The following is a 24880-nucleotide window of genomic DNA, read 5'->3' as shown; positions in this document are numbered from 1 at the left end:
CTTGTCGGTGGGTAATGTGTTGACCAGGCACTTGTGCTCCATGGAGGAAAACAAATGCCTATTGTCATACCCAACCGGCCAAGATAGTTGTCGCTAACCGGTCATCCTAATTGTCGCCGAACACAGATCGGAACGCGTGTCGAGAAACACCCCCACGTGCGTGGGGAAGACCTTTCCAGCGAGAGCGTGAGGACTTGCTGCATAGAAACACCCCCACGTGCGTGGGGAAGACCGGATACTGACCTAGGTAATCCGATTGACGTTGGAAACACCCCCACGTGCGTGGGGAAGACCTTGGGGCGCTAACATGACTACGCCAAGTGACGGAAACACCCCCACGTGCGTGGGGAAGACTCTTCGTCGTACTCTTGCCCGGTATATGAACAGGAAACACCCCCACGTGCGTGGGGAAGACCGGAATGTCCTGAATGCGGCGGAGATAAAGGTAGAAACACCCCCACGTGCGTGGGGAAGACGTGCTTACGTCAAGAAAAGCAACCTAGATTTGAGAAACACCCCCACGTGCGTGGGGAAGACCAACGTCTGAATCACCAACCTCGTAGCCGATAAGAAACACCCCCACGTGCGTGGGGAAGACCAGGCCTTATACCCGTAAAATTCTTCATAACAAGAAACACCCCCACGTGCGTGGGGAAGACAATATGGCCGACCAGTGTAGTCCGGCTTTTTCAGAAACACCCCCACGTGCGTGGGGAAGACTCAACATAGGTAGGGCTTGAGCAGCGGGCGAGGGAAACACCCCCACGTGCGTGGGGAAGACCGCTGCCGCGCAATAGGACAATGGAAATCTTGAGAAACACCCCCACGTGCGTGGGGAAGACTTTGCCCCGTCTCGTTATGTTTTTCCCATTTGGGAAACACCCCCACGTGCGTGGGGAAGACTCCCTAATTCTAAACACCACCCCTCATAAGTCGGAAACACCCCCACGTGCGTGGGGAAGACTGGCGTGTGAATCATCCGTGATCCAATAGTGTAGAAACACCCCCACGTGCGTGGGGAAGACCACGAAAACTCGGCTGGGACGTTCTTCTTATCAGAAACACCCCCACGTGCGTGGGGAAGACGGCTTCTCAATCACCACCGGCTGATCTGGGTGAGAAACACCCCCACGTGCGTGGGGAAGACGTCCCCTTCACGGAGCCCAATACTGGTGATGAAGAAACACCCCCACGTGCGTGGGGAAGACAATTAGAGCCGGGTATAGCAAAAAATCCGCATAGAAACACCCCCACGTGCGTGGGGAAGACTCAATCTGCTTGAGCTTAACCGCTGTTTCAGGAGAAACACCCCCACGTGCGTGGGGAAGACAGAGCGCTTGCCGCTACAACTTGCTTCTTAGAAGAAACACCCCCACGTGCGTGGGGAAGACTGCGCATAAACCTGAAATAATGCATCTGGCAAAGAAACACCCCCACGTGCGTGGGGAAGACCTGTAGCTTTGAGATCAAGGATAAAGCGGATTAGAAACACCCCCACGTGCGTGGGGAAGACGCGTGATCACCAAGATCAAACTATCAGATCGAGGAAACACCCCCACGTGCGTGGGGAAGACTCAGCCTACATGATACCGATCTGAGAGCGGTTGGAAACACCCCCACGTGCGTGGGGAAGACCTATGCCCTTTTCGATTTGCCCTTGGGTGTAGGGGAAACACCCCCACGTGCGTGGGGAAGACGGCGGCGGCATGAAGATTGTTGTTGAAGGGGCAGAAACACCCCCACGTGCGTGGGGAAGACGAAACCCGCCCGCCGTGCCAGTGGTATGCCGAAGAAACACCCCCACGTGCGTGGGGAAGACTGCGGGAATTGCCGCCGCCAAAAAGTCCCATTAGAAACACCCCCACGTGCGTGGGGAAGACCAATGCCCATCATGACCTTTGGCACATGGTGGAGAAACACCCCCACGTGCGTGGGGAAGACTCCAGCAAGCCGCCGATTTTGTGGCGGATTTTGGAAACACCCCCACGTGCGTGGGGAAGACTCCGCACGGGCGTGGTGTTGGTTCCGCTTCAAAGAAACACCCCCACGTGCGTGGGGAAGACTACACCGATGATATGCAAATCTTCAACTGTCGGGAAACACCCCCACGTGCGTGGGGAAGACTTCGATTAGGGCAAGTGCCTGCTTGCGGCAGCAGAAACACCCCCACGTGCGTGGGGAAGACTTATATGAGGCTCACAAAAATATATTGGAAGCGGAAACACCCCCACGTGCGAGGGGAAGACGGCGCGTTTATATATATATTCGCTCATGCCAAAGAAACACCCCCACGTGCGTGGGGAAGACCCCCTTAGACGAATCCACAAACGACCCCAGTTAGAAACACCCCCACGTGCGTGGGGAAGACCCCAGACGGAGGACTTACTGGTAAATGTTTACAGAAACACCCCCACGTGCGTGGGGAAGACTTGTCACTGATTGGCAGCGAGTTTATGACGCTAGAAACACCCCCACGTGCGTGGGGAAGACCACCCAGTCCGAGAATAGGCCGCGACAAAGTGAGAAACACCCCCACGTGCGTGGGGAAGACCGGGGTTTGGTGCTGGTAAGACCGAGGCGCTTAGAAACACCCCCACGTGCGTGGGGAAGACTCAGCAAGGTCAACCGTGGAATCTAACAGCACAGAAACACCCCCACGTGCGTGGGGAAGACCTGAAAAACTCGGCACTCAGATCCAGAACGCCAGAAACACCCCCACGTGCGTGGGGAAGACGCATATTCCAGCCTATATACAGCTGGCGCTAGAGAAACACCCCCACGTGCGTGGGGAAGACTTTCGATTAGGACAAGCACCGAGGACGGGGGGGGAAACACCCCCACGTGCGTGGGGAAGACCCTGACTGGCTCCCTTCTTGAAGAGGGCAATTGGAAACACCCCCACGTGCGTGGGGAAGACTTCGCTCTTCTAATAGCGCATCGGCTTCGGCTAGAAACACCCCCACGTGCGTGGGGAAGACACCAACAAATTGTTAAAGAACATGACCGAAAATACAAGATCTTCGATTTAATTAGATTTCAGGGTTTCCACAACTAATTGAAGACCGCTAATTTCGATGAGTGCTTTTCGTGTAGGCCCAATGGTACGGATTTCATAGCCGGGGGGTTCTGGCAAGGAGCGGAACATGACCACGCCGGATTCCGAAGGACAATGTTTAATCAAATAGTCGATCACTTTTTTTGCAACAGAATCCTTTACCCCTGAAATAAAAATATTGGCTCGCGGCTCTACAAACCACAGTTTCATACGCCCACGGACCGCCGGCGGCAGGTCATTTGCGACGACCACTAGCACGGCCCACCCCCAGCACTTCGGCAACATCATCAACCAGCTTTGACAATAGATCCATTTCAATCACCCGCGCACGAAATGACTCCGATACTTTATGCTTGTTATAACGCCCGGCCATTTCACGAGTGAGCATGAAGGCCAAATCTATACAAAGGTGCTCCTTGTACAAATCAGCCAAGTCATAAATAAAGGGCAATGGACTGCCGGAGTGGATAAAGCCCACATGCGGTGAATAACCCATGCTGTGCACGGCAGAACACAAAATTCCATACAGCGCGGCATTACTGGCGGTCATAATCTGGTTGGTAACATCGCTCGTTTCAAATTTTCCGGGTACGAACTTACGCCCCTTCCAGCCAACCTGATACTCCTCTGCCTTGGCTTGATAGAGCGCGCGAACTCGATGTCCCTCCATGCCCATCATCTCTTTCAGGCTCTTGCCATCAAGGTCTGCATCAGGGAAGCGCCGAGAAAACATGCGGCGAGCAACTTCAACAGATTTTTTAGGGTCTGCCGCCAACTCAATTTGTTGCTTCAGGTTTCGAGTATCAGCGGTCGGTAAAAAACCTGCCGCATAAAAGAGCAAACTATCTTCGCCCACCCAACAAACTGAGCAATTGGCTGCCGTGGCAGTTTTCACTGCATCATGAGTGATACTCGTGCCCGGCCCCAGCAACAATGCATTGAGCGTAGCCACCGGCAAAGGAACGACATTATTTTCAGAGTCGATCCATTTAATACTGCTATCGTCAATCTCCAGCCTGCCCCTCTCCAAATATAGAAAGGGGTACTTGTCCTTCACTTGGGGGAGTGAATCGCGAGTGACCTTAACAAACAACCGCTGCCCGGTGGCCACAGTCAGTCTGCCGGCAACACTGTTACACGGCGATCACGATATAGCTTGTGTTCGCCAAACTGCAGCGGAACATCATTAAGCGTAACAACCTCGCCTTCGTGCTCACCCTCCAGCACCTTGAAAACCAACTGGCGCAGCTTGGATTCTGCCAACTGGCCGGCCTTACTCATTGCCTCTTCCACATCAGCATGAATGCCTTGGGCTATAAATTCAGTCGGTACACAATTTTTACGCCCCAAATACAAATCCCATACCGGATTCTGCAAGGCAGCCTCCAGCTCAGCCAATTCTGTTTGAGACCCCTGTAGGGCAACTGCAAAGGCCATGTCCTGAAGGTAATAGCGGTAGGTCATCTTTGCGCCGCCTCCCACCGCCTTTTTCCCTTCACTGGTTTTAGGAATCAGTAGATTTTGCCATGGGTCTTTATCATCATAGCCACTGCCCACCATATGAAAATCCCGCATCAATGGCTGACGAGGTAAGGGCTTGCCGTAACGATCCTTTGGTACAAAGGCTTGCACCTGCATATTACGATCAGCCCATTTTTCTAACCATTGCGTTTGCTTCCCGCCTGCGCCTAAGGCACAGCACAACAGGCCAAACACACCCGACTTAGTGGGAAAATCGAGGCTATCCCGACGCCCAAATTTGGAGTCATGCCCCCATGATTGGAGCGGCGCCTCCAGCCATAGCAGCAAATAAGGATCACTCATGGTTCACCTCACTTACTGGGCATGCTTTTGCAAATCACTAATCAGGTTGTCGATGCTGTAATCTTCATCTTCACCCCAATCGTATGCGGCTTGTTTTCCGAACAAAGAACCTGCCAGCTTTTCTTTCTTATCCAAATACCCTTTCAACCCATCGACGCTTGGGTTTAGAAAACCACCATCACGAGCCTTGACCGCTGTTTCAAATGGCACCTGTAGGCGCTGTCCTTTTCGCACTAAGACGCGCGCGAACTCCCAAGGGCTGGCACCGGACTGCGTGGTTTGACGAGCACTGGGAACAGCAACAAACAGCGCCTTGGTGAAAGCTTCCACTGCCTGTTTCAGGTCACTCTCTCCCATCGTTTGCGCCAATTGACCAAGATCCAGACTGATATAGCGATAATACGTTGCCGAATTAAACTCTAGACTCCCCATGTGAGCAGAACCCGGCTCATCCTGCTTGTCATCCAAAGCCGTGAAGAACTCCACTTCATTGCTGACTTTATGTGTGGAAATGGCGTGAGAAAAAGAAGCAGCGGCTTCGACATTCATGTCTGCTGCTTTCGCCACCATGCGGCCAAAAAGCGCAATATCTAGCGCATCTGCCGACGGGTTGAGTGATTTTTTGGCTATCTTTGCCAACTCCTTATCTTTGATTTTGCTCTCGTCAAAATCATTTTCCGCTGCATACGCGGCAAATGCAGCGGCTTCCGTATCACTAATAAATAACAAGGTATCGTCCGTTAACTGTGCCCCGATCTTGGCTCCACAGGTAGCCGCCTTCTCCTCACTGGCCCCAGCATCCAAACAGGCTTTGACAAAAATTTCTTCTGCCTTCTTGGTGCGAATCCCCAGCTTTATGCCGAATTCCTGCATCGCCAGACGCACTTGCCGTTTCCAGCACTGTGAGCTGACTCGTGCACGGGGAACACCACCAACAATTGCAGATTTAGGAGCGCCTACATCATCCCGGTTTAAGCAAGTCACAGGGAAAGATTGCAGAATGTGGTATTCGATACGGGTATTGGTGTATGAATTAGTCATGTACGTATTCCTTGTATTTAGACGAAAAAAGTCAAACAAATGGGTTTTCAATTATGGGAACAACCTGCAGCAAACCGCAGCCGTAAGCGCGAGCACGGCCAATGCCCTGCGTAAAACTGTTGTTAAATTGTTCCCTGTCGGTAATGCGCATCAGCCCCTGAACATGGGCCTGACCAATAGTTACGCTGCGCTTATGTTTATCCTTGAATTGCAGCACTTCGATTTTGTCCACCTGTAACTGTTGGGGATAAATTTCAAACCCCCAGCTATTTGTTGCGCGTTCAGCAAACCATTGAGCGACCGCGTCCCGACCGCGCACGGCAACCAACTTGCGAGTTGCGCTGTCACGGCGAGTGGGGTTTACGATTACTTTGAAACGATACTGGTCGTGTTCAAGAAAATTATCCGGTATCGGCTTGCTGAGGACTTCTCCATGCTGCCCTTCCACCGCAAGCATAGGCTCACGATTAGCCAGCATTAGAATCTTACGCCCGCGATTATCACCACCCTGATCGGCATAGAGAATTCCGCTCGCGGTGCCAGCCTGTTTCTGTTCCGAATCACGTACATCCTCATACAGGCTGTACACCACCCGGTGTAAGGAATAGGCATCGGTGATGCGCAATGTCTTTACGGCACGTCGATCCAGATGCAACACGCTCGCAATCATGCTCATGCCGCGCCCTCCTCAATTCCGCCCTGTACGGGCTGCCCATAAAACTCTTGGGCCCACTGGGTTTTGGTGCGCTGACCTGATTCATAACCAAAGAAACGTAACTGGCGCAGCAAACGCACATAATCCAGCGGCTGACCGACTCGACTATTAATCAATGTGAGAACTGGTCGCAGAATACGGCAAGCCTCTGCCAGATCATTGCACGCCAACAAGCGGCGCAGCTTCGCTTTTGCCTGAGCATCCTGATTGCCATCTTTGTAGCAAAGGGCAATTGCCTGACCTAAACGCAGCGAGCCGTTGCGTTCAGATTTAGACTTAGCAATCGCTGCGGCAACCGTAACAAAGGGCAGGCGCTCATAGTCTTTTTCAAGATCCACGCCAAACCAGCCCAGCAACTCCCAGCTCTGGTATTCCATTGACGGGTTATCAGATCGGCGCAGCCGCGCAGCCAATCCCTTGTCGTTATTACTGCGCTCCATTACGATTTCGACAAAGCGCTGATCCCGGCTCTTATCCTCCGCTAGCGCCTCAGTCGACTTGTTATCCTGCATGGCCTTATGCCTCCTGTTTCAGGTATTTGCTGTTATTTGGGCGACACTTAGCCCAGGCATCTAGTTGCCGGGCAGTCTCGCGAGGGCAGAATTTGTCGTAGGCTTGATTTACATAACCAGAAAAGCTTTGGCGCAGTTTTTGTCGATAGATGGCCGCTTCGTTGGCTTGGTCGCAGTGATCTACTAGATCCTGAAAATCCCGCTCACAGAGCTGCCAGAACAAATGCGTTGCCTGAGGGGCAATTTTGCTACCATCGACTGTTTGTTCTTTGAAGAAACCCAGCACCCTTCCATAGAGATTCTTAGCAAGTCCATCCAGTGCATCTGTTTCTTGTTTGAGCTGGCTAAACCAAGACCTACCCAATTCATCGCTGTGCAGCCATATTTCAGATTCAACAAAATCATCGCTCCCTGATGCATATTGTTCACCCGCGTTACTACTAACGCGCAACCCTCCAGACCAAATAGCGAAGGTATTAACTGCATCGCGAGCCCGATCCAAACCGCTACGCAATTGCCAACTCTGAAAACCCTGAGCATCGGACTGATCAAAGAATCCCAATAATGCAGTCAACTCTCGCCATGGTCGCTTCTCTGGATCAACCCACAGCGCCTTTGGCTCTTTACCTGAATTATTGATGGCCATACTGGGATCAACCACCCCCTCTTTATAGCCTGGATGTGCGATGCCTTCGGAATAATGCAAACCATCATCGACAAGAAGACAGAACCGACAAAGAGGCAACAAACGCCCCATCAGCGAATTTTTAAGTCTTCGAGCTTGCTCACAGTCCTCCCCTTTCGGCATTTCTTCCCATGGTGCTTGGCCAACGCCTTCCGGATAGATATTCATCTGTTCAAGTTGTCGTTCAGTAAGCAAGTTCAACCATAGGGATTGCTGAAGATCCGCCCCAAGCAGAAAATTATGTAGTAACCCCATATGCGCAACTGAAGGCCCTGGCTTTCCTGTTGATGGTTTTCCTTTTTCATTTCTCTTCCCTACATAACCTCGGGTCAAAACAACACTGTTATCTGTTTTCTTACCCGATAGCGCAAATCCCATTAAAGAAATTACCAGTAATGCTTTGGCGGCATCATCCAGCGACCTTTGTACCTGTACCTGACTAAGAACCGTTGTATTACCGGTAGAAACCTCAGGCAGAACCGCCCCAAAGGGTTGCACTTTCGCAATGTTTATCGCTGGCATTTGCAAAAACGGCTTTTCCCCATACAGATAAAACCGGTCATGCCATTTATCCAGATAAGCCAGACAACGCTCGGCTAAACCCTCTGCTCCAAGCGCTTTCCATTCAAACTCATCCTTGGGTGTTACTGCCGCCTGAGCGATGGCCAGCAATAACTTCAGTAGGGCAATTTTCTGCACCGGGTTACCGCCTAAGCTGCGATATTCCGGATTAGTAAATATTTGCTTAAGACTTACTCGACCATGGTCAGCCACTGGTATCCAGGGTTCATCGACTAAATTAAAACGATCTTCCATAATTAAAGTTCCTGATTTTTAATCACCCGGTAGCCAAGGTCATCGCGGTATTCCAAGGTGTGCTTGTCATGAATTTGCGTATTTTCTATACCACGTAGTTGGTCACTGTCACCAACCAAGGCCACATGCAAAACACTTTCGTCTTTTTCCTGCCAGTCCGGGTTACCCAGATAAAAGCAGTGCTGCAAGCCGAAGCGTTTCAAGGTATCTACCGGCAGGGATTTAGGTTTATCACCGGGTGGAACATTTACGATCTGACGCATTAGCGTTGCGGTACGCTGACGCCACTCCTGCTTTTCAAGCCTGTTGCGTTGCAATGGCAATTCCACTTGTGAGCCGTCCAGCAATGTCAGCAACGCCCGTTCTGAATTTCGGAAAAGCCCCCTCAACATCAAAACTTCATGGCTGTCCGTTTCGCTGTAACGAGTTTGTGCTTTGCTCTCCGGCAGGGTATTCCCTCCTTCGGCCAGCCCTATTCTTGCCAGTTGCCGCAAGGCATTGCGCCCTTTGGCATAACAGTTGCCGTGATCCAGTTCAGACAACCAACGCGCCATGCTGCCCTGCTCCTTTCTTTCCTCATATGTAAGCTCGATCACATCGCGAATATCCTCGGGCAAATTGATATTGTTTTTGCATTGCCACACTTCCAGGCTTCGGCACAACACGTAGGGGCTGTAAACATAGGCACTGGCACCAAAATACTGTTGCGGAGATTCAACCGCCTTGGCCAGATCGGGAGCTAAAAGCCAAGCTTCCGGTTTTGCTTTAGCACAACGGGGAGTGTCTTCGTGCCGCCACAAGCGGCCAAGGCGCTGCAGCAACATGTCCGTTGGCGCAAAGCGGGTTACCATAAAATCCGCATCAATATCCAAGGACTGCTCAAGCACCTGAGTACCCACTAAAATTCGGCCTTGAAGCCGCCTTTGGTCCCAGCCCGCCTTCCCGTACAGGTTGACCCATTTTTCTTCGATACGCTGGCGATCATCTACGGTGAACCGTGAATGCAATAAGCCACAAGCAACACCTATTTCTGCGGCACGAGCAGCAATTTCCAAAAAGCGTTGTTGCGCTTCCTTGACAGTATTTTCTATCCACAAAATCTGCTGGCCTTGTTCTGCCCGCAGTAACGCTTGCTCAACAGCTAGGTTTTCATCCGACTGCAACGCAATATCAAACTGTTTGTTTTCCTCTATAGGAATACTTATTTCGAATATCTCGTTATCCCTATTGCTAGGGCTAGCAGTGATCAGAGGGTAGCCCCTGGCTTCGGAAGGACGATTAAGTAAATTTTGACGCCGCTCCTGATTTAAGGTGGCACTGAGTATGATGACGGTACAACCCAACTGACGTAGCAGTTCAACCAATGCGTCTAACAACGTACCGGTATAGGCATCGTAGGTATGTACCTCGTCGAGAATAACCACCTTACCCGCAAGGCCGAAGGCTCGCACAAATCCATGCTTGACGTTCATGACCGCCATTAGAGCCTGATCGATAGTTCCCACAGCAAATGGCGCTAATAAGCCGCGCTTGCTCTGATTAAACCAAGCACCACCGGGACGACCTTCTTCCCCCATGTCTTTCTCAAACAACCAAGCATTAGCATGCAATAACAATGAGCGATGGCCGCAGTCCGGAGCCAAAATCTTTTCTAGAAAATCCGTGAAGCGTTCGAATATTTTATTTGAGGTCAGCTGGGTAGGCAGTGCAAAGTAAATACCGCTAGCCTGTCCTTGCTCTAGCATCCGATAAGCGGCATACAAAGATGCTTCCGTTTTCCCCAAGCCCATAGGGGCTTCCAATACATATACCCCGGGGCTAGATACCTGTTCGATCAGGCTTGATTGCGCCTGCCGTGGAGAAAAGTCGAATACGTCTTCAAAACTTAGCCCCGACCTGTAAGACACGGGAACAAAGCCTGCATCATCCACTGCCACTGGCACCCTGTCTTCCCAAGGTACTTGAGGATCTTCAAAGTGATTCCCTGAGCCAATCCAGTCAGATACAGATGTAAGACCAGCCAGCAATCGAGCTTGGGCAATCGATTCAACTTGTGGCCAAGTTTCATTAAGCGCTTCCTGTAGAGCCGCAACCAGCTTCTCCCTTTCAGCCTGCCAAGCCTTGCCTCCAAAATTTTCGTCATTTGCCCGCAGCCCTGCCACGGCTGGAGAAAAGCCATGGTGCTGACCGAGAATCTCAGGAATATATTCAGGTGCGCCAAGTTGTCTCGCTGTAAGCTGGCTGACGCCGGCATGGCCGTTCCAGCTCCTTTCAAGTTCGAAATTTACATTGGGGAGTAATTTGCCCGAACAGGCATGCATGATCTTGTTGTAAAAAGTCGGGCTAACTTTCCCCACATCATGCGTTGCGGCGGTAAAAGCTGAGCCAGATGGAAATAAATATTGTGCGGGCGATCTCTTGATCAATTCCTTGGCGACTTCGCCCACGATTCGGCAATGGCTTTCTACTGATCGACCAATGACTTTTCCAGCATCGGAGTCAAATGTTTTGGCTGGACAGTACTTAAAGTCGACCGCGCTCACATTGATTGTAGAATTTCGTTTACGAAGAACCATCACTTCCTTGTCCGTTCTAAAAATCAGGGATCACACAGGCTCAAAACTTCCTGCAAAATCAAATCGTGAAACCAGTGTGGTACAAAGATGCAGAAAGCGCCATGCTGATCATTTTTACATGTACTATTTTCAAGCAGATAAAGCGCTCGTACTTTTTTCTGAGGCGTCAAAGAGCCACTGCTTAACGCTATTTCGATTCACTAGCGAAATCTGCTGAACTTCAGGAGGGGTATCTGGAAATTCGTTCTCGATCCTCAGGTTCTGAAGTATGTACGGTACCAGTGCTCCTCGGGTCTCTATCACGAGCTTGCCCTTTTCCATGCCGTAGTCGCGCTCAATCAGTTGTCTCTGGCTTTTTGAAAGTCTGGGGTCGGGCTGGATCTTCAAGGTAACTCTAGTCTGCCAAGCTTCGTCTTTATCAGCGCCGTTATCTCCGGGTAGAGAAATATCGGGCTCATCGGAGATACGGCTCAAAACAAAGTCGCTGTACCTCGCGTTCTTTTCACAGAAGGCGCGAACATGCCAGCGCTGACCATTGAATACGACGGTGTGAGGCTGGATAACACGATATTCTGGATCGGGGTTGCGCAGCGAACTGTAGCAAATTTCGATGCGCTTACTTTCTCTGGCGGCCTGGGTGATTGGAGCAAGGACATTCGGACGAAGGTCCCGCACGGGCGGCGTGATGGTTTCAGTCAATCGGGTTTCCGGGGCCAAAGACTCAAAGGTGTTAATAAGGTCCTGTTGTGTATTGAGAATCTGGAGGTATTCGTCAGCAATTCCGCGCGTAAATTTTGGGCTGAAGCCTTGATTGGGCTTATAGCCTTTGAGCTGGCGGTCATAAATCAGGTTATCCGGCGCGTATTCGCTGAGGTAGGCATTGATGTCTCTGGAGGCCTGCTGACGCCCGATGCCGAACGCCAATTGCAGGTGATTGGTAGTTAAGCGTCCTTCCCACAGCGCCACGATTTCGATCAATCGATAGCGCAGTAGCAAATCCCATCGTATCGGCCAATCCGGTTTATTCATTGCACGCTACCCAGTCTGCCTGAAAATGTTACATGTGTATGTATACAATCAATACATGTAGCTGGCAATGTCCAATGAATGACCCCATTACGATGAAAACCCCATCTAAAAAATGAAAAGAAAAAAATGCTATGGTACGGACACACCTCAGCCAACAAGGACAATTCCCTTAATGAGAAAATTCGGCCTCATTTTTTCTTTATTTTTAACAGGCTGCGTCAGCTTTGATATTTCAGGAAAGTGGGCGGCCGAAAATGCATTGAAGGGAAATTACAAAATAGATTACACGCAGCATCATCCTTACGAAATACAAGAACTGTGTACGAATCTCCTCAAAGTTCAAAATTTTAAAGGATTTGATTACTGCATTTCACAGCTTGAAAAACACCATGTTGTGGATGGGCGATTGGTAAACAAGCTCGCACGCGATACTGCATATATGTCGGAGGATTACACCACGGCATTAATCTATGGTTTGAAAGCTGAAGCAGCACTAAACAGAGGCCAAGCTAAACTTGTTCCTTTATTTCTCTCCAAAGCGCTTATAGGTGTCAACGGCAATCCAGGAATGCTGGTTAACGGAGAGGTCTATAAAAATGATCGCTACTATCCTGCTTCCGTTTCTATAAGAACACTTGGTGTAGGCGCAGTATATGAAGGCGTATATGGCTCAAAAGACAAAGCCCATGATTATTTGAAGCAACTCCAGAACTTGGACATAAGCGGATTAGCATCCAGTAGTTTGGAGCCTGAAAAAAGGGCCTGGCTCACCAAGATTTTTATTTCAATTAAAAAGTATGAACTCGCTTATAACGAAATAACCCAAGAAAAAAGTGTCGGCGATAAATTAAAGCACGAAGCAATTTTAAAATTGAACCCTGCTTATTACTTAGTTTCAGCCGCCACCGGATGGTCGTATGACGACCAAGAGGTCTGGTCCAAAATTGAGGCCGACGCTATGCTCTGCCACACTCTTTATAAACTTGAAGCTGAAAGCGCCTCAGTTTGTTACGAGTCATTCCTGCAGAGTCCGATTATCGATATTTATGGCGCGTTAAAATTCACCGCTCTTAAAGAACTCGGCAATATTCAACTCGCCCAAGGCGCTGAAGATAAAGCGCTAGCATCGCTCTCCGAAGCTGTTGAGCTTCTTGAAGAGCAACGCTCCAGCTTGTCGCTAGATACCTCTAAGCTGGGTTTTGTCACGGATAAACAATCAGTTTATCGCGACATTGTGGACATCTACGTTAGAAAAAACCGTCCCGATCGCGCAATCGAGTATGCGGAGAGAGGAAAAGCTCGCGCCTTGGTTGATCTACTGGCATCGAGAGAAACGCTAAGTCCATCCAACAACTCATCAGAACTACAAACGCTTATTGCATCGTTAGACGAAGCGGAAACTCGTTTTTCTTCCGCCAACATTAGTAAAGATACCCAACGCGCAGCAACACGTGGCCTACTCAGAAAATACAAAGATCAGATGAATAGCCAGGCGCCCGAATTCACTTCTTTGCGCGTTGTGACCTCTCCGAGCATCACCCAATTACAAGATCAATTGGCAAAAGACGAAGGACTACTCGAATACTTTGGAACGGAAGATGATTTATGGGTTTTCATCTTAAGCAAGCAGGGTGTATCTGCTGCAAAGCTGCCTCAGACTCATCTCAAGTCTCTTGTTACTAATATGCGCCATGATCTACAAAACCCAAGCTCAAATGCTTTTGAAAAGAGTAGCAAGGATTTATACAAGGGCCTGATCACACCAATTGAAGACAACATAGCAGCGTTCAAACGCATTACCATAGTTCCGCATGGATCACTTCACTACGTTCCGTTTAGCGCACTCTACAACGGAGATTCATACTTAATCGACAAATTTGAACTTCGCGTATTACCTAGCGCCTCCGTATTGCCATTTTTGAGCAACAGCAGCGAAGAGACGGCTCAATCAATGCTCTTGCTTGGCAATCCAGATTTAAACAATGCCGATATGGATTTGCCGGGGGCAGAAATTGAGGCGCTTGCAATTGCGAAAATGAATCCTGACTCAAAGGTTCTTTTACGGAAAAACGCGAGCGAGCACTTGGTAAAAACCAATGCCGGAGGATATCGCTACATCCATATCGCATCCCATGGCGTTTTCGACCCTGACGATCCCATGTCTTCTTCGCTACTCCTATCTGAAGGCGGTGGCGATGATGGCTTACTATCGGTTGCTGAACTCTTCGACCTTCGACTCAATGCAGATTTAGTCACACTGTCTGCGTGTGAAACAGGACTAGGAGATATTACCGCCGGCGATGATGTTATTGGTTTTACCCGTGGCTTTTTGTATGCCGGGGCCGAATCTATTATTTCCAGCTTGTGGAAAGTGAGCGATGCCGCAACCAATACATTAATGCAAACCTTTTACAAAGCCTTACCCTCTCAAGGAAAAAGCAAAGCGCTTCGGAACGCACAATTAGCGTTAAAAGACGGCAGCTATTCACATCCGTATTATTGGGCCGCATTTCAGTTAACGGGGCAATATGATTGAAACTGCAATCCGCCAAATCACCTATCGATAACTGAATAGCTAGATTATGATCAACTCAGAAACCATTTAAACGCACTAGAACCACAAAAGGAATGACTTATGCATTACCCCCGTCTGGTCAGAATCATGGCATTCCTTACATTAAATACGCTTCTTTCTGCTTGCTCAACAGGACTCTCGCAAGCTCAATGGGCCTACGATAACGCCACCCAAGGAAATTACACTCTGGATTACACCAGCGTTCCTTCTGGCCATGTACTCAAATTGTGTGGCGACCTAATCAACGTCCGTAATTTTAGAGGTTTCGACCACTGTATTAATCAATATGAAACCCACCATATCATCAATGGCGAGTCGGTTTATCGACATGCACTTGGCAATATTTATTGGTCACAGGATTACACCGCTGCCGTAATCAATAGCATGAAGGCTGAGGCGGCGCTTTATCGGTCGAATATTGAAGATGTCCGACGCTATTTGCCCGAAGCTCAAAAGGCACTCGATGGCAATCTTGTTTTTTATTCCGGAGAGAAAAGAAGCAAGCTACTGGATGCAGACGACAATATTCGAGAGCCGTTGGCAATTCCTATTCTTGGCATGTCTGCGGTATACGAAGGTTTGTACGGCTCAAAAATAAAAGCCCGTGATTTTATTACTCAGCTTTCTGAAACCAAAACCAACAGCTTTATCACACCCTATGTAGAAACCCAAAAACGCAGCTGGATAGCCAAAGGCTATATCGCTATTGAAGATTATCAATCAGCGCTGCTGATATTGAGCGGACGTGATTCAGAAGCAGTCGAGTTATTAGGCACATTGTTTGTGAATGCCAACCCCTTAAGTCATGTGTTTGGATTGGCAAAATCGATTGATCGAGAAAATCAGTTTTTTACTGCAGAGATGCAAAGCTTGTTTTGCCACGCAATGGCAAAGCTTGAGCGCAACGAGGCAGCAGCGTGCTTTGAAAACCTTTTCGCCAGTGAATTTATTGACGTTTTTGGTGGCTTAAAGTTTATTGCGTTGCAGCAGTATGGTCAGCTGCAATTGCGCAATGGTAAGCACGACGCCGCCTTACCGGCGCTGACTGAAGCCGTAGAAATTTTAGAGACCCAACGATCGAGCTTATCGCTAGACAGCACAAAACTAGGGTTTGTCAGCGACAAGCAGGAGGTTTACTACGATCTTGTTGGAATGTTTGTTGAACAAGACCAAGCTGAACTAGCCCTCGAATATGCGGAACGCGCCAAGGCCCGCGCCTTGGTCGATTTACTCGCATCTCGAAACAATGAGCTCCCCCCACCAGAAAAGGAAGGTATCAACACTACCTTATCCATTATTCAACAAACAGAAAATGCTCTCGCAACCATCAATCCAAACGACACTACCCAGCGCTCAGTAACTCGCGGCTTATTAAGAAAATATCAGGAAAATTTGAACAAGAGCGCACCCGAATTTACTTCTCTTCGAGTGGTTACCTCACCAAATATTACTCAACTGCAATCAACGCTTAAAGAGGATGAAGCTCTGCTGGAATATTTCGGCGATGGCGAACACCTCTGGGCTTTTATCCTAAGCAACAAAGGCGTTTCTGCCGCCAAACTCCCCGCAGAACGACTAGCAGAAATAGTCGCAGAATTTCGTCAAGACTTGCAGAACCCCGAATCACCAGACATCAGCAATAGCAGTCGCAAGCTCTACAACAGCGTTATCATGCCAATAAAAGAACAACTGCAGACGTTCAAACGCCTCACCGTGGTTCCTCATGGCCCACTCCATTATGTGCCCTTCACGGCGCTCAATGACGGTGAAGACTATATGATTGATCAATTTGAATTGCGCGTCTTACCCAGTGCATCGGTATTGGAGTTTCTTCACAAAAATCAAATCGCTGCAGCAAAACCAATGCTGATATTAGGCAATCCGGATCTAGGCGACCCGGCTATGGATTTACTCGGCGCACAAATTGAAGCCGTTAATATCGCAAAAATGCAACCTAGTGCAGACGTCTTGCTCAGAGAGCTCGCCAGCGAAACCCAGCTCAAATCAAATGCGGGGCAATACCGCAACTTGCATATCGCCTCTCACGGCATTTTTAATGCAGAAGAACCCATGGCTTCAGCATTATTACTTTCAAAAAGCGAGAGTGACGACGGATTACTGTCTGTCGCCGAGTTATTTGATTTACGACTCAATGCCGATTTAGTCACGCTGTCTGCTTGTGAAACAGGACTAGGAGATATTACCGCCGGCGATGATGTTATTGGTTTTACCCGTGGCTTTTTGTATGCCGGGGCCGAATCCATTATTTCTAGTCTGTGGAAGGTGAGCGATGCTGCAACCAATACATTGATGCAAACCTTTTACAAAGCCTTACCCTCTCAAGGGAAAAGCAAAGCGCTTCGGAATGCGCAATTAGCGCTAAAGGACGGCAGCTATTCACATCCGTATTATTGGGCTGCATTCCAATTAACGGGGCAATATGATTAAACTAGGCCTTTGACCCATTCAGAGAGCTATCCAATAACGGGGAATTTCACCCCTTCAGCACAAAATCCTTAATTGTGGTGTAATAATCCGGCAAAGGAGAAACACCATGATTAAGCGGCATACCAATAAGACTGTACTTTCACTTGCCTTCGGCCTAGCTCTCACCGCCTGTGGCGGCGGTAGTTCCGGTGGCGGAGCACCTGCAAGCAACAATACAACACTCACCCTCCCCCCAGAGCCGCCCGCAGGCTGCACTGAAAACATTGAGCAGCGCATTGCTAATGGGCAGGGCTATTGTTATGAGACCTCGCTGATCTCCCACGACGGCACGCTGATTGCCATGCAGGTATTTGTGCCAGACGAGGCCAAGCGCCGGGAGCTTTCTAACAGCGCAGCGAACGAGCCGGGATTTGCGCCGCTGATTATTCACAGCCACGGTTTTGGCGGTACCAAGGCCGAGGATTTTGCACCGCCCGGCACTGAGCTGGACAGACAGGTTTCTTTAGATTTATGGCAGAGCGGCTATTGGGTAATCAGTTATACCCAGCGCGGTTTTGGTGATGTTACCGGTGGCGAACTCTCCAGCGGCGGGCAAATTGGCTTAATGGCGCCTGATAAGGAAGGCTGGGATTTTGTCAGCGTCGTAGATTGGGCGATCTGTCATTTGCGTGAAAACGCGCCTTTTGAAGCCGCAACCGAGGAACAGGATAGCGATCCGGAATTCGATAATTGCGGCCAGCAATGGGGGCGTTCGCTACTCGCCAAAGACAACCATCAACGCCTGCAAAGTTTTGACGATGATGTTTCACTCGGCACGATTGGCTACAGCTACGGCGGCCACTTCCAACTTAATGCCCAAAGCGTTGACCCCCGCGTAGATGCTATTTTGCCGATGGGCACTTGGTACGACCTGCGCACATCACTACATCCTAACGATGTACCAAAATCCGACTGGATTGTGATTATGACGCTGTTTGGCTCTTCGATTCCGGAAGTTGGCGGCGGCAATGGCCAGCCCTTACCGGACGTGATTATCGATGCCAATTTGGAGGCCAATGGCGTCAATGAGGAAGTCGATGACCTGCCCTATAACAAGCTGCGTCAGGTATCGGTAAAAAATATGAATATTCTCGCGCCCAATGGCGCGGTGGCTTACTGCAATAATAACAACGCTTATTACGCCTTAAAATTTGGTGATGCCGATAAGGAATTTCACGAGCTAAACGCCACGGGCAAACCTCGTCACGCCGCCACGGTGCGCCAAGCTCGCGCCGATATGTTTATGATTCAGGGTTACGGCGACACCCTGTTCCCAATGGACGAAGGCCTGCTCAATGCCCGCTGTTTTGAAGCCAGCGGCCGCGACACCTACTACCTCGGCGAAACCTCCGGACACCCCCTACCCGCACTTGGCCCGACCCAATATGCCGGCGTAGACACCAGCATGTATCTTGATGAAATAGTGCACTGCGGCACCGACAGCAAAGGCGATCCGATTCGTTATAACACTCGAATTTTGGGGCGGCAGTGGTTTAACGACAAACTGCTCGGCAAGGGTAATTTTGCCCAAGTCTTTCCCGGCAAGGCGTGCATTACCCAAACCAATGAAGATTCGCGATTGGTATTAGATACCAACGATGACTTCTTTGATAACGGCACCACCAATACTGGCGACAACGCTTACAAATGGTCGCGTGAAGGCGCCACCTTCTCAAAAGTGAGCGATATTCCTTTCGGCGGTAGCGATTTCACTTTTGCCGATGCCAGCCTAATTACCGGCCCCGGCTCGCTTGGGCAAGGCGCAGAATTTGATCCTCGCCCCAGCTTTGTTCCCCTCACTGAAGTCAGTAAAGCCAGTGTTATGGCCGGTATGCCCACCGCCAAGCTGCAGGTTACGCGCACAAACCCATTAAGTGATGAAATATTCTTTGCCGGTATTGGCGTGAAACGCTGCCAGACCGTGCCCAGCCCAAATCAAGATGGCAGCCAGTGTGAAGATAATAGTGTTGAATTGCTGCATTTTCAGGTGGTGCCAATCCGCCTGTTTGCAACCGATGCGATTGGCGTTAGCGAAGCGAGTTACCCTGCTGATGATCCTCGAAATTTTGGCATTGAAGCCAAGGGTCACCTCTACCCGGTGCGCTGGGGCTATAACCCGGTAAATCCGACAGAAGGCACCTTACATGGCGTAAGTACCCGGCTTTATCCCGGCGATGTGGTCGGCTTATATCTCATGCCAGAGCATCCGGTCTTTACCACCATATTCTCAACCTTGCCGGGACAGGTCACCGTGTCGGGCACCGTGTCTCTACCCATACTGAGCAATGCCAACCCGGCACCCACGCAGATACCGGATTATGTGATTAGCCAGTAGTGATTAACCATTTGCTTGTAGAAATTTAATCGCCTGATTCTGCGCAGAAAAGCCCAGCAGATACATGGCGATATGCCCGAACAGAGGTGAGCCGTGGGTTTGTACCCGCGCCCCCTGTTCTTGTAAAGCATCAGCTAACAGGTGCATTTGTTCTGGCTCGACCAAGGTATCCCGCAGGCCGTGGTAGAGAAATACCGCAGGTGAATGCTCACTTACATAGTTCAACGGCGATGCAGCCTGCCATTCAGCTTCGGCTTCAATCATGGGCCTGCCAATTAAACCGGTAACCAGCGGTGAGTTTGGCCAACGACTTAAATCCGCTGGTGTGCCACCCGCCACAATCGCCGACAAGCGCGAACCTTCTGCACGTTGTAAGCCCGCCAATAAAATCAGGTGCGCTCCTGCCGAATATCCCCAACCCGAGATGCGCTGTGGGTCAATGCCGTATTGGCCCGCCCGTTCGAACAGCCAATCCAGCGCGGTATTCACATCATCAAACTGGCTTGGGTGACGAAACTCCGGCGCGAGCCGGTAGGTAATATTGAAAGCGACAAACCCCGCCCGCACCAACTTTTTACAGATTAGGGTCATTTCCCCGGCGCGCTTAGCCCAACCGCCACCGTGCACAACCACTACCGCTGGCCGCAACTCGCCATTAATCCGTTTTGGCAGGTGCAGGTCGCCGCAGAGCTTAATATCGCCATGCTGTTTAAAGACAACGGTCTCCTTCACTATTCCCTCTCTATCTGCACAAAGCAAAAAACGACAAAATTTTGATTTCTATCAAAGCGGTTCCCCACCAAGAGAACTATGCTTTAACTACCTTCTGGTCCGGCGCACCTCGGTTCCCAACCATGCCCACTCATGCCGGACATACCCCAGAAGGCCCATTAGGCCGGGTGTATACCCGGCTTTTTTTCGTCCAGAATTTGCCAATCTCAAGACAAAAAAATGGGCATCAACGATGCCCATTTACATCTATACAGCGACTAAAGATCAGTCAAACAACCACACACAAATCACCGCAACGCTACTCATGGTGATGGTGTAAGGCAATGCCATCAACACCATGCGTCCATAAGACAGGCGAATCAGCGGCGCCAGTGCCGAGGTCAGCATAAACAGGAATGCCGCCTGACCATTTGGCGTCGCCACGCTGGGGATATTAGTACCAGTGTTGATGGCTACCGCCAGGTGATCGAAGTCGTAACGAGTCAGCTGACCCGCGTCAAAGGCTGCCTTCACTTCGTTGATATACACCGTAGCCACAAATACGTTGTCGCTGATCGCGCTCAACACACCGTTGGCCACAAAGAACATCACCTTACGTACCTGACCTTCCATCGCCAATACATGCTCGATAATTGGCGTAAACAGGTGCTGCTCATGAATCACGCCAACGATGGCAAAGAACACCACCAACAGGGCGGTAAACGGCAGCGCCTCTTCAAAGGCATGACCAATTTGATGCTCTTCAACAATACCGTTAAAGGCCGTTTGCAGAACAATAATGGTCAGACCAATCAGGCCAACGGGAGCCAAGTGCAGCGCCAAACCGATAACCAAGAAGATCGCCACACAGCCCTGAACAATCAGCGCCAGCTTGTCGCGAGTCGTCCGACCTGCATCTTCATCTGCCGCATACTCTTCCAACACCACACGCACAGACTCTGGCAATTTAGTGCCGTAACCAAACCAGCCGGTTAGCTCTAAAACCGTACAGGTGATCAAGCCAATAACCAGTACCGGCATGGTGATGGGCGCCATAATCAGGAAGAACTCAAGGAAGCTCCATTCCATTTTGGTGGCAATCAGCAGGTTTTGTGGCTCACCTACTAGGGTACAAACACCACCCAGCGCAGTGCCGACCACACCGTGCATCATCAAGCTACGCAGGAACGCGCGAAATTGCTCAAGATCAGCGCGGGCATCCGCCGCGACTTTCGCATCATGGCTGTGATCGTGATGGGTATGGGAGTGGTGACCACCCGAGGCAACACGGTGATATACCGCATAGAAGCCCAAACCGACCGCAATCAGTACGGCAGTCACGGTCAACGCATCCAAGAAGGCGCTCAATACCGCCCCCATCAGTGAGAACATCAAGGCCAATACGACCTTGGAGCGCACACCCAGCAGAATCTTGGTGAACACAAACAGCAGCAGGTTCTTCATGAAGTAGATACCCGCCACCATAAACACCAGCAGCAAGATAACTTCAAAATTATTGAGCGCCTCGTGATAAACCGTCTCCGGCGAGGCCATGCCCAACACCACCGCCTCTAGCGCCAACAGGCCGCCGGGCTGTAGGGGGTAACATTTCAAGGCCATTGCCAGAGTAAAAATAAACTCGGCAATCAGTACCCAGCCGGCCACGAAGGGGCCAAGTGTGAACAGAATAATCGGGTTGAGGATCAGAAAACCAACAATGGCCTTTTTATACCAAACCGGGGAGTTACCCAGAAAATTGTCATAAAAAGCACTGACATAGCTTTGATTCATAAAATCTACCTAGCAGCGAGATAAAGGTGAATGTAAGAGACGAAATCCAATTGTTCTTTATATTTTTAAAACTGCCCGGATGATACTACAGCCCCATAAGGCTGCCAAACGCTTACCGGGCTTTCCCGATCCGAGCTGGTTCTTGCAATCTACCGAGCATAGAGATACGCCAAATAAATCTAGCTGTAATTATTTTTTTCGCAATTCGTTTGTGTGCAATTTCGCCCCCAAGAGCAAAAAAGCCCGCCGGGCTTCCCCAACGGGCTCAGGTCAATTACTTGTTTATCCGTCTCAGTTAAACACTTCCGGCTCAGAAACCACGCGATTTACCGCCTCTTCCCCAGCGCGCACCGCCTCCGTTGGCGTTGCCGAGTAGCCCTTGCCGTTCAGCGCGTACCGATTCAAGCCGGCAATATGCACATTGCGGATATAGTGCGACCAGTCCACCGCTGCTGAATCTACCGGGAACAACTCCTGATCTACCGAACCCAGAGACTCCGACAAACCCAATAATTTGTCGTTCTGGAACACATATTTCGGTGCGGCATAGAAGGAGAAAATATTCGACAGCTCCAAGGCCGTATCAATATTGCGCTTGGCCCTGATCTTCTGCCGCATCCCCAGCTTGCTCAGCAACTGGTTAAACGCCATCAAGGCAAAACGCACGCAACCGGCCACCAGCGTAAACAGCTTTTTATCCACCGCCACAAAATTACGGCTGGGCGCACTGGTAAACAGCTTGTCGTAGTGCTGGTGATTGGCTTTGGCTTCCGCCATAAGATGGTCGATAAACTCGCCCATGGTCAGCGGGTTGCGGCCACCGCTGCAACACTGGTAAATATGGTGCTCCGCCTTGCCTTCAGCCCGTAAAGCAAACTGCTGAGCCAAGGAAATCAAAATACTATTGGAGACCAAATCGGCGGGAATCACATCTATTACGCCGTTGCGCTTACCCGGAAAGAAACTCACCTTGCCACGGGCGTAAGCCAGCAAAATCGCATCGGCCACCTTCACCCCCTCAATCCAGCCCGGCGTCGGTTCACGCAGGGTACTTTCAATAATCGAGGGGCGCACAATGGTCAGCGGGTATTGGCGCAAGGATTTCAACAATAACTGCTCGCCCAACCACTTGGTAAACGTATAGGTATCATTCCAGCCGTACTCGTGAGACGTTTTTATACCCAGCTCGACCAGCTTGGCCTTGAGTTCACGCCCTTGGTACTGGGCTTTAACCGCGTCTACCCGATCTTCCAACTCCGCAAGGGTGCGATAGATTTCAAAATAGCCCTGCTCGTGATTAGGCAGCTCTGCTTTAGCGGGGCTAACAATCTCCTCCGCCATTGCCCCCTGATTAAAACCATTCACATAGCAGGTAGACACTTGGATCACCGGGATATTGCCCGCCGCCTCGGCCAGCTCGATAATATTGCGCAGTGAAAAAGTATTAATCGCCAGCGCCTTATCTAACTCCTCGCGAAAGTTCACGCTGGCCGCCGAATTAACAATACCGTCCAGCTCACCAGCCAAAGTCATAAACGCCGTGCGCGACAAACCAAAATGCGGCTCGGTCGCCTCACCCGCAATACAGTGAATCCGGTTTTTGCAAAACGCCTCAAACCACACCGAATCGCGTGCACGCAAGGTGTCGAAAATAGATGACGCCGCAATTTCCTGCTCAAAACGCTCACGCACATCTCGGTGTGTGCGATTACCGCGCATTAACAAATACACCGCCTCGATGTCGGGCACGGTGCGCATAAGCTTTTCTAAAACCACCTTGCCAAGAAAGCCCGTGGCCCCGGTAATTAATAAGCGCTTACCCCGTAGCTGGGTAATGGTGGGAGAGTTGTCTGTATTAATGTCGCGCATGTAAAGCCTCCAGATACCAATTCAGAATGCTGTTCCATGTGCACCAAGCCGATGCAAAAAAGAGAAAGGGCGCTCTGTGATAGCGCGAAAACCTGAAATTATTTGCTGTGCCCGCTAGGGGCCAGAGAAGTTATGCATCAAGCAGGCCAAATCAATTTGGCGACTACACTGCGCAACGCACTGGAAGATATGTTAGCTTTGCCCCAAGACAAAACCATGACACTCATAGCTGCATTAGCCAAAACTAATACCTAGCACTAATACCCAATAGATATGCCAGACCTAATTATTAATAGCCGGCTCAGCCTGCCAGAGGAAGAAATTCAGCTTAGCGCCATTCGCGCCCAAGGCTCCGGCGGCCAAAACGTCAACAAAGTGTCATCGGCGATTCACCTGCGCTTCGATATTAACAACAGCTCACTGCCGGACTTTTATAAAGAGCGCCTTTTAGAGACCAAAGATCAGCGCATAACCAAAGACGGCATCATCATTATCAAAGCCCAGCAATTCCGAACTCAGGAAAAGAATCGGGAAGATGCACTGGAACGACTCGCCGAGCTAATACGCAAAGCGGGCGTAGTACAAAAAACCCGCTACGCCACCAAACCCAGCAAATCAGCGCGCACCAAAAGAACCGACGCCAAAACCCACCGCGGCCGCATCAAATCCTTGAGAGGAAATATCTCTACGCGCGGGGAGTAAGCTGTCGCTACCCACCTTTGCCAAACAACGACACTAAAGCCTAAATCTTAGCTTTTGAGAAATAGGTTGCGATTTCGCACGAGTCACATATAGTTGTAAATAAATCTTTATTTAGATCTTTTATTGGCCCTCATTAATACGGAGCAAAACCCGATTT

At 50.1% G+C, this 24880-nt stretch carries 17 protein-coding genes and 1 CRISPR repeat array; of the genes, 5 read left to right on the top strand and 12 right to left on the bottom strand.

Features of this window, described 5'->3' with window-relative positions:
• Positions 1–142: 142 nt before the first annotated feature.
• Positions 143–2978: direct repeats of the CRISPR family, unit length 29 nt; unit sequence AGAAACACCCCCACGTGCGTGGGGAAGAC.
• Positions 2979–3025: 47 nt separating this feature from the next.
• From cas2e to IB286_RS03965, 9 genes are all read right to left on the bottom strand, one after another.
• Positions 3026–3313 carry a type I-E CRISPR-associated endoribonuclease Cas2e gene (gene cas2e, locus IB286_RS04005; protein ID WP_190762629.1) on the bottom strand — a complete coding sequence of 96 codons (288 nt, stop codon included), beginning with the start codon at positions 3311–3313 and terminating at the stop codon, positions 3026–3028.
• Entirely contained in the window at positions 3291–4166 is an 876-nt protein-coding gene (cas1e, locus tag IB286_RS04000; protein ID WP_190762627.1) for a type I-E CRISPR-associated endonuclease Cas1e, read from the bottom strand. The genes cas2e and cas1e overlap by 23 nt, the downstream gene beginning before the upstream one ends.
• 2 nt (positions 4167–4168) lie before the next feature.
• Entirely contained in the window at positions 4169–4879 is a 711-nt protein-coding gene (cas5e, locus tag IB286_RS03995) for a type I-E CRISPR-associated protein Cas5/CasD (RefSeq protein WP_190762625.1), read from the bottom strand.
• A gap of 12 nt (positions 4880–4891) precedes the next feature.
• Positions 4892–5920, bottom strand: coding sequence for a type I-E CRISPR-associated protein Cas7/Cse4/CasC (gene cas7e, locus IB286_RS03990; RefSeq protein ID WP_190762623.1), 1029 nt, complete (start codon positions 5918–5920; stop codon positions 4892–4894).
• Between the two features lie 31 nt (positions 5921–5951).
• Positions 5952–6596, bottom strand: coding sequence for a type I-E CRISPR-associated protein Cas6/Cse3/CasE (cas6e, locus tag IB286_RS03985; protein ID WP_190762621.1), 645 nt, complete (start codon positions 6594–6596; stop codon positions 5952–5954).
• Positions 6593–7147: a type I-E CRISPR-associated protein Cse2/CasB gene (gene casB / locus IB286_RS03980; protein ID WP_190762618.1), complete on the bottom strand. Its 555-nt coding sequence runs from the start codon at positions 7145–7147 to the stop codon at positions 6593–6595. Before casB ends, cas6e begins: the two co-directional genes overlap by 4 nt.
• 4 nt (positions 7148–7151) lie before the next feature.
• Positions 7152–8648 carry a type I-E CRISPR-associated protein Cse1/CasA gene (gene casA / locus IB286_RS03975; RefSeq protein WP_190762616.1) on the bottom strand — a complete coding sequence of 499 codons (1497 nt, stop codon included), beginning with the start codon at positions 8646–8648 and terminating at the stop codon, positions 7152–7154.
• 2 nt (positions 8649–8650) lie between these two features.
• Positions 8651–11191, bottom strand: coding sequence for a CRISPR-associated helicase Cas3' (cas3, locus tag IB286_RS03970; protein ID WP_317889694.1), 2541 nt, complete (start codon positions 11189–11191; stop codon positions 8651–8653).
• Between the two features lie 162 nt (positions 11192–11353).
• Positions 11354–12253 (bottom strand): helix-turn-helix transcriptional regulator, encoded by a 900-nt coding sequence (locus tag IB286_RS03965; RefSeq protein WP_190762614.1) that lies wholly within the window; start codon positions 12251–12253, stop codon positions 11354–11356.
• A gap of 172 nt (positions 12254–12425) precedes the next feature.
• Between IB286_RS03965 and IB286_RS03960 the strand changes: the two genes are divergently transcribed.
• The 3 genes from IB286_RS03960 to IB286_RS03950 all read left to right on the top strand — a co-directional run bounded on the left by IB286_RS03960 (position 12426) and on the right by IB286_RS03950 (position 19650).
• Positions 12426–14789 carry a CHAT domain-containing protein gene (locus IB286_RS03960; RefSeq protein WP_190762612.1) on the top strand — a complete coding sequence of 788 codons (2364 nt, stop codon included), beginning with the start codon at positions 12426–12428 and terminating at the stop codon, positions 14787–14789.
• A gap of 126 nt (positions 14790–14915) precedes the next feature.
• On the top strand, positions 14916–17276 hold the full coding sequence (locus IB286_RS03955; RefSeq protein ID WP_190762610.1) for a CHAT domain-containing protein: 2361 nt from the start codon (positions 14916–14918) through the stop codon (positions 17274–17276).
• Between the two features lie 106 nt (positions 17277–17382).
• Positions 17383–19650 (top strand): CocE/NonD family hydrolase, encoded by a 2268-nt coding sequence (locus IB286_RS03950; protein ID WP_190762608.1) that lies wholly within the window; start codon positions 17383–17385, stop codon positions 19648–19650.
• Positions 19651–19653: 3 nt separating this feature from the next.
• Here the strand turns inward: IB286_RS03950 and IB286_RS03945 are convergent, their stop codons facing one another.
• The 3 genes from IB286_RS03945 to IB286_RS03935 all read right to left on the bottom strand — a co-directional run bounded on the left by IB286_RS03945 (position 19654) and on the right by IB286_RS03935 (position 24021).
• Positions 19654–20382, bottom strand: coding sequence for an alpha/beta hydrolase fold domain-containing protein (locus IB286_RS03945; RefSeq protein ID WP_190762606.1), 729 nt, complete (start codon positions 20380–20382; stop codon positions 19654–19656).
• Positions 20383–20646: 264 nt separating this feature from the next.
• Positions 20647–22152, bottom strand: a complete 1506-nt coding sequence (gene nhaB, locus IB286_RS03940) for a sodium/proton antiporter NhaB (protein ID WP_190762604.1) — start codon at positions 22150–22152, stop codon at positions 20647–20649.
• A 291-nt stretch (positions 22153–22443) separates the two neighbouring features.
• Complete coding sequence (locus IB286_RS03935) at positions 22444–24021, bottom strand: fatty acyl-CoA reductase (RefSeq protein WP_190762602.1); 1578 nt, start codon at positions 24019–24021, stop codon at positions 22444–22446.
• 132 nt (positions 24022–24153) lie between these two features.
• Here IB286_RS03935 and IB286_RS15610 point away from each other — a divergent pair, with 132 nt between their 5' ends.
• Together IB286_RS15610 and arfB are read left to right on the top strand one after the other, a co-directional pair.
• Positions 24154–24276 (top strand): hypothetical protein, encoded by a 123-nt coding sequence (locus IB286_RS15610; protein WP_263399060.1) that lies wholly within the window; start codon positions 24154–24156, stop codon positions 24274–24276.
• 18 nt (positions 24277–24294) lie between these two features.
• The gene (gene arfB / locus IB286_RS03930) at positions 24295–24723 is read left to right on the top strand and encodes an alternative ribosome rescue aminoacyl-tRNA hydrolase ArfB (RefSeq protein ID WP_190762600.1); all 429 of its coding nucleotides are present in this window, start codon (positions 24295–24297) and stop codon (positions 24721–24723) included.
• Positions 24724–24880 lie beyond the last annotated feature (157 nt).

It is taken from the genome of Spongiibacter pelagi, from assembly GCF_014705705.1.
Classification (GTDB): domain Bacteria; phylum Pseudomonadota; class Gammaproteobacteria; order Pseudomonadales; family Spongiibacteraceae; genus Spongiibacter; species Spongiibacter pelagi.
The sequence above is the reverse complement of the archived record's forward strand: the minus strand, read 5'-3'. Positions and strand labels throughout refer to the sequence as shown.

Coding starts and splice junctions, on each gene's coding strand:
- IB286_RS03960 (WP_190762612.1), top strand. CDS start 12,426: ATGAGAAAATTCGGCCTCATTTTTTCTTTATTTTTAACAGGCTGCGTC.
- casA (WP_190762616.1), bottom strand. CDS start 8,648: ATGGAAGATCGTTTTAATTTAGTCGATGAACCCTGGATACCAGTGGCT.
- IB286_RS15610 (WP_263399060.1), top strand. CDS start 24,154: ATGCATCAAGCAGGCCAAATCAATTTGGCGACTACACTGCGCAACGCA.
- arfB (WP_190762600.1), top strand. CDS start 24,295: ATGCCAGACCTAATTATTAATAGCCGGCTCAGCCTGCCAGAGGAAGAA.
- cas6e (WP_190762621.1), bottom strand. CDS start 6,596: ATGAGCATGATTGCGAGCGTGTTGCATCTGGATCGACGTGCCGTAAAG.
- nhaB (WP_190762604.1), bottom strand. CDS start 22,152: ATGAATCAAAGCTATGTCAGTGCTTTTTATGACAATTTTCTGGGTAAC.
- casB (WP_190762618.1), bottom strand. CDS start 7,147: ATGCAGGATAACAAGTCGACTGAGGCGCTAGCGGAGGATAAGAGCCGG.
- IB286_RS03955 (WP_190762610.1), top strand. CDS start 14,916: ATGGCATTCCTTACATTAAATACGCTTCTTTCTGCTTGCTCAACAGGA.
- IB286_RS03965 (WP_190762614.1), bottom strand. CDS start 12,253: ATGAATAAACCGGATTGGCCGATACGATGGGATTTGCTACTGCGCTAT.
- cas5e (WP_190762625.1), bottom strand. CDS start 4,879: ATGAGTGATCCTTATTTGCTGCTATGGCTGGAGGCGCCGCTCCAATCA.
- IB286_RS03935 (WP_190762602.1), bottom strand. CDS start 24,021: ATGCGCGACATTAATACAGACAACTCTCCCACCATTACCCAGCTACGG.
- cas7e (WP_190762623.1), bottom strand. CDS start 5,920: ATGACTAATTCATACACCAATACCCGTATCGAATACCACATTCTGCAA.
- IB286_RS03950 (WP_190762608.1), top strand. CDS start 17,383: ATGATTAAGCGGCATACCAATAAGACTGTACTTTCACTTGCCTTCGGC.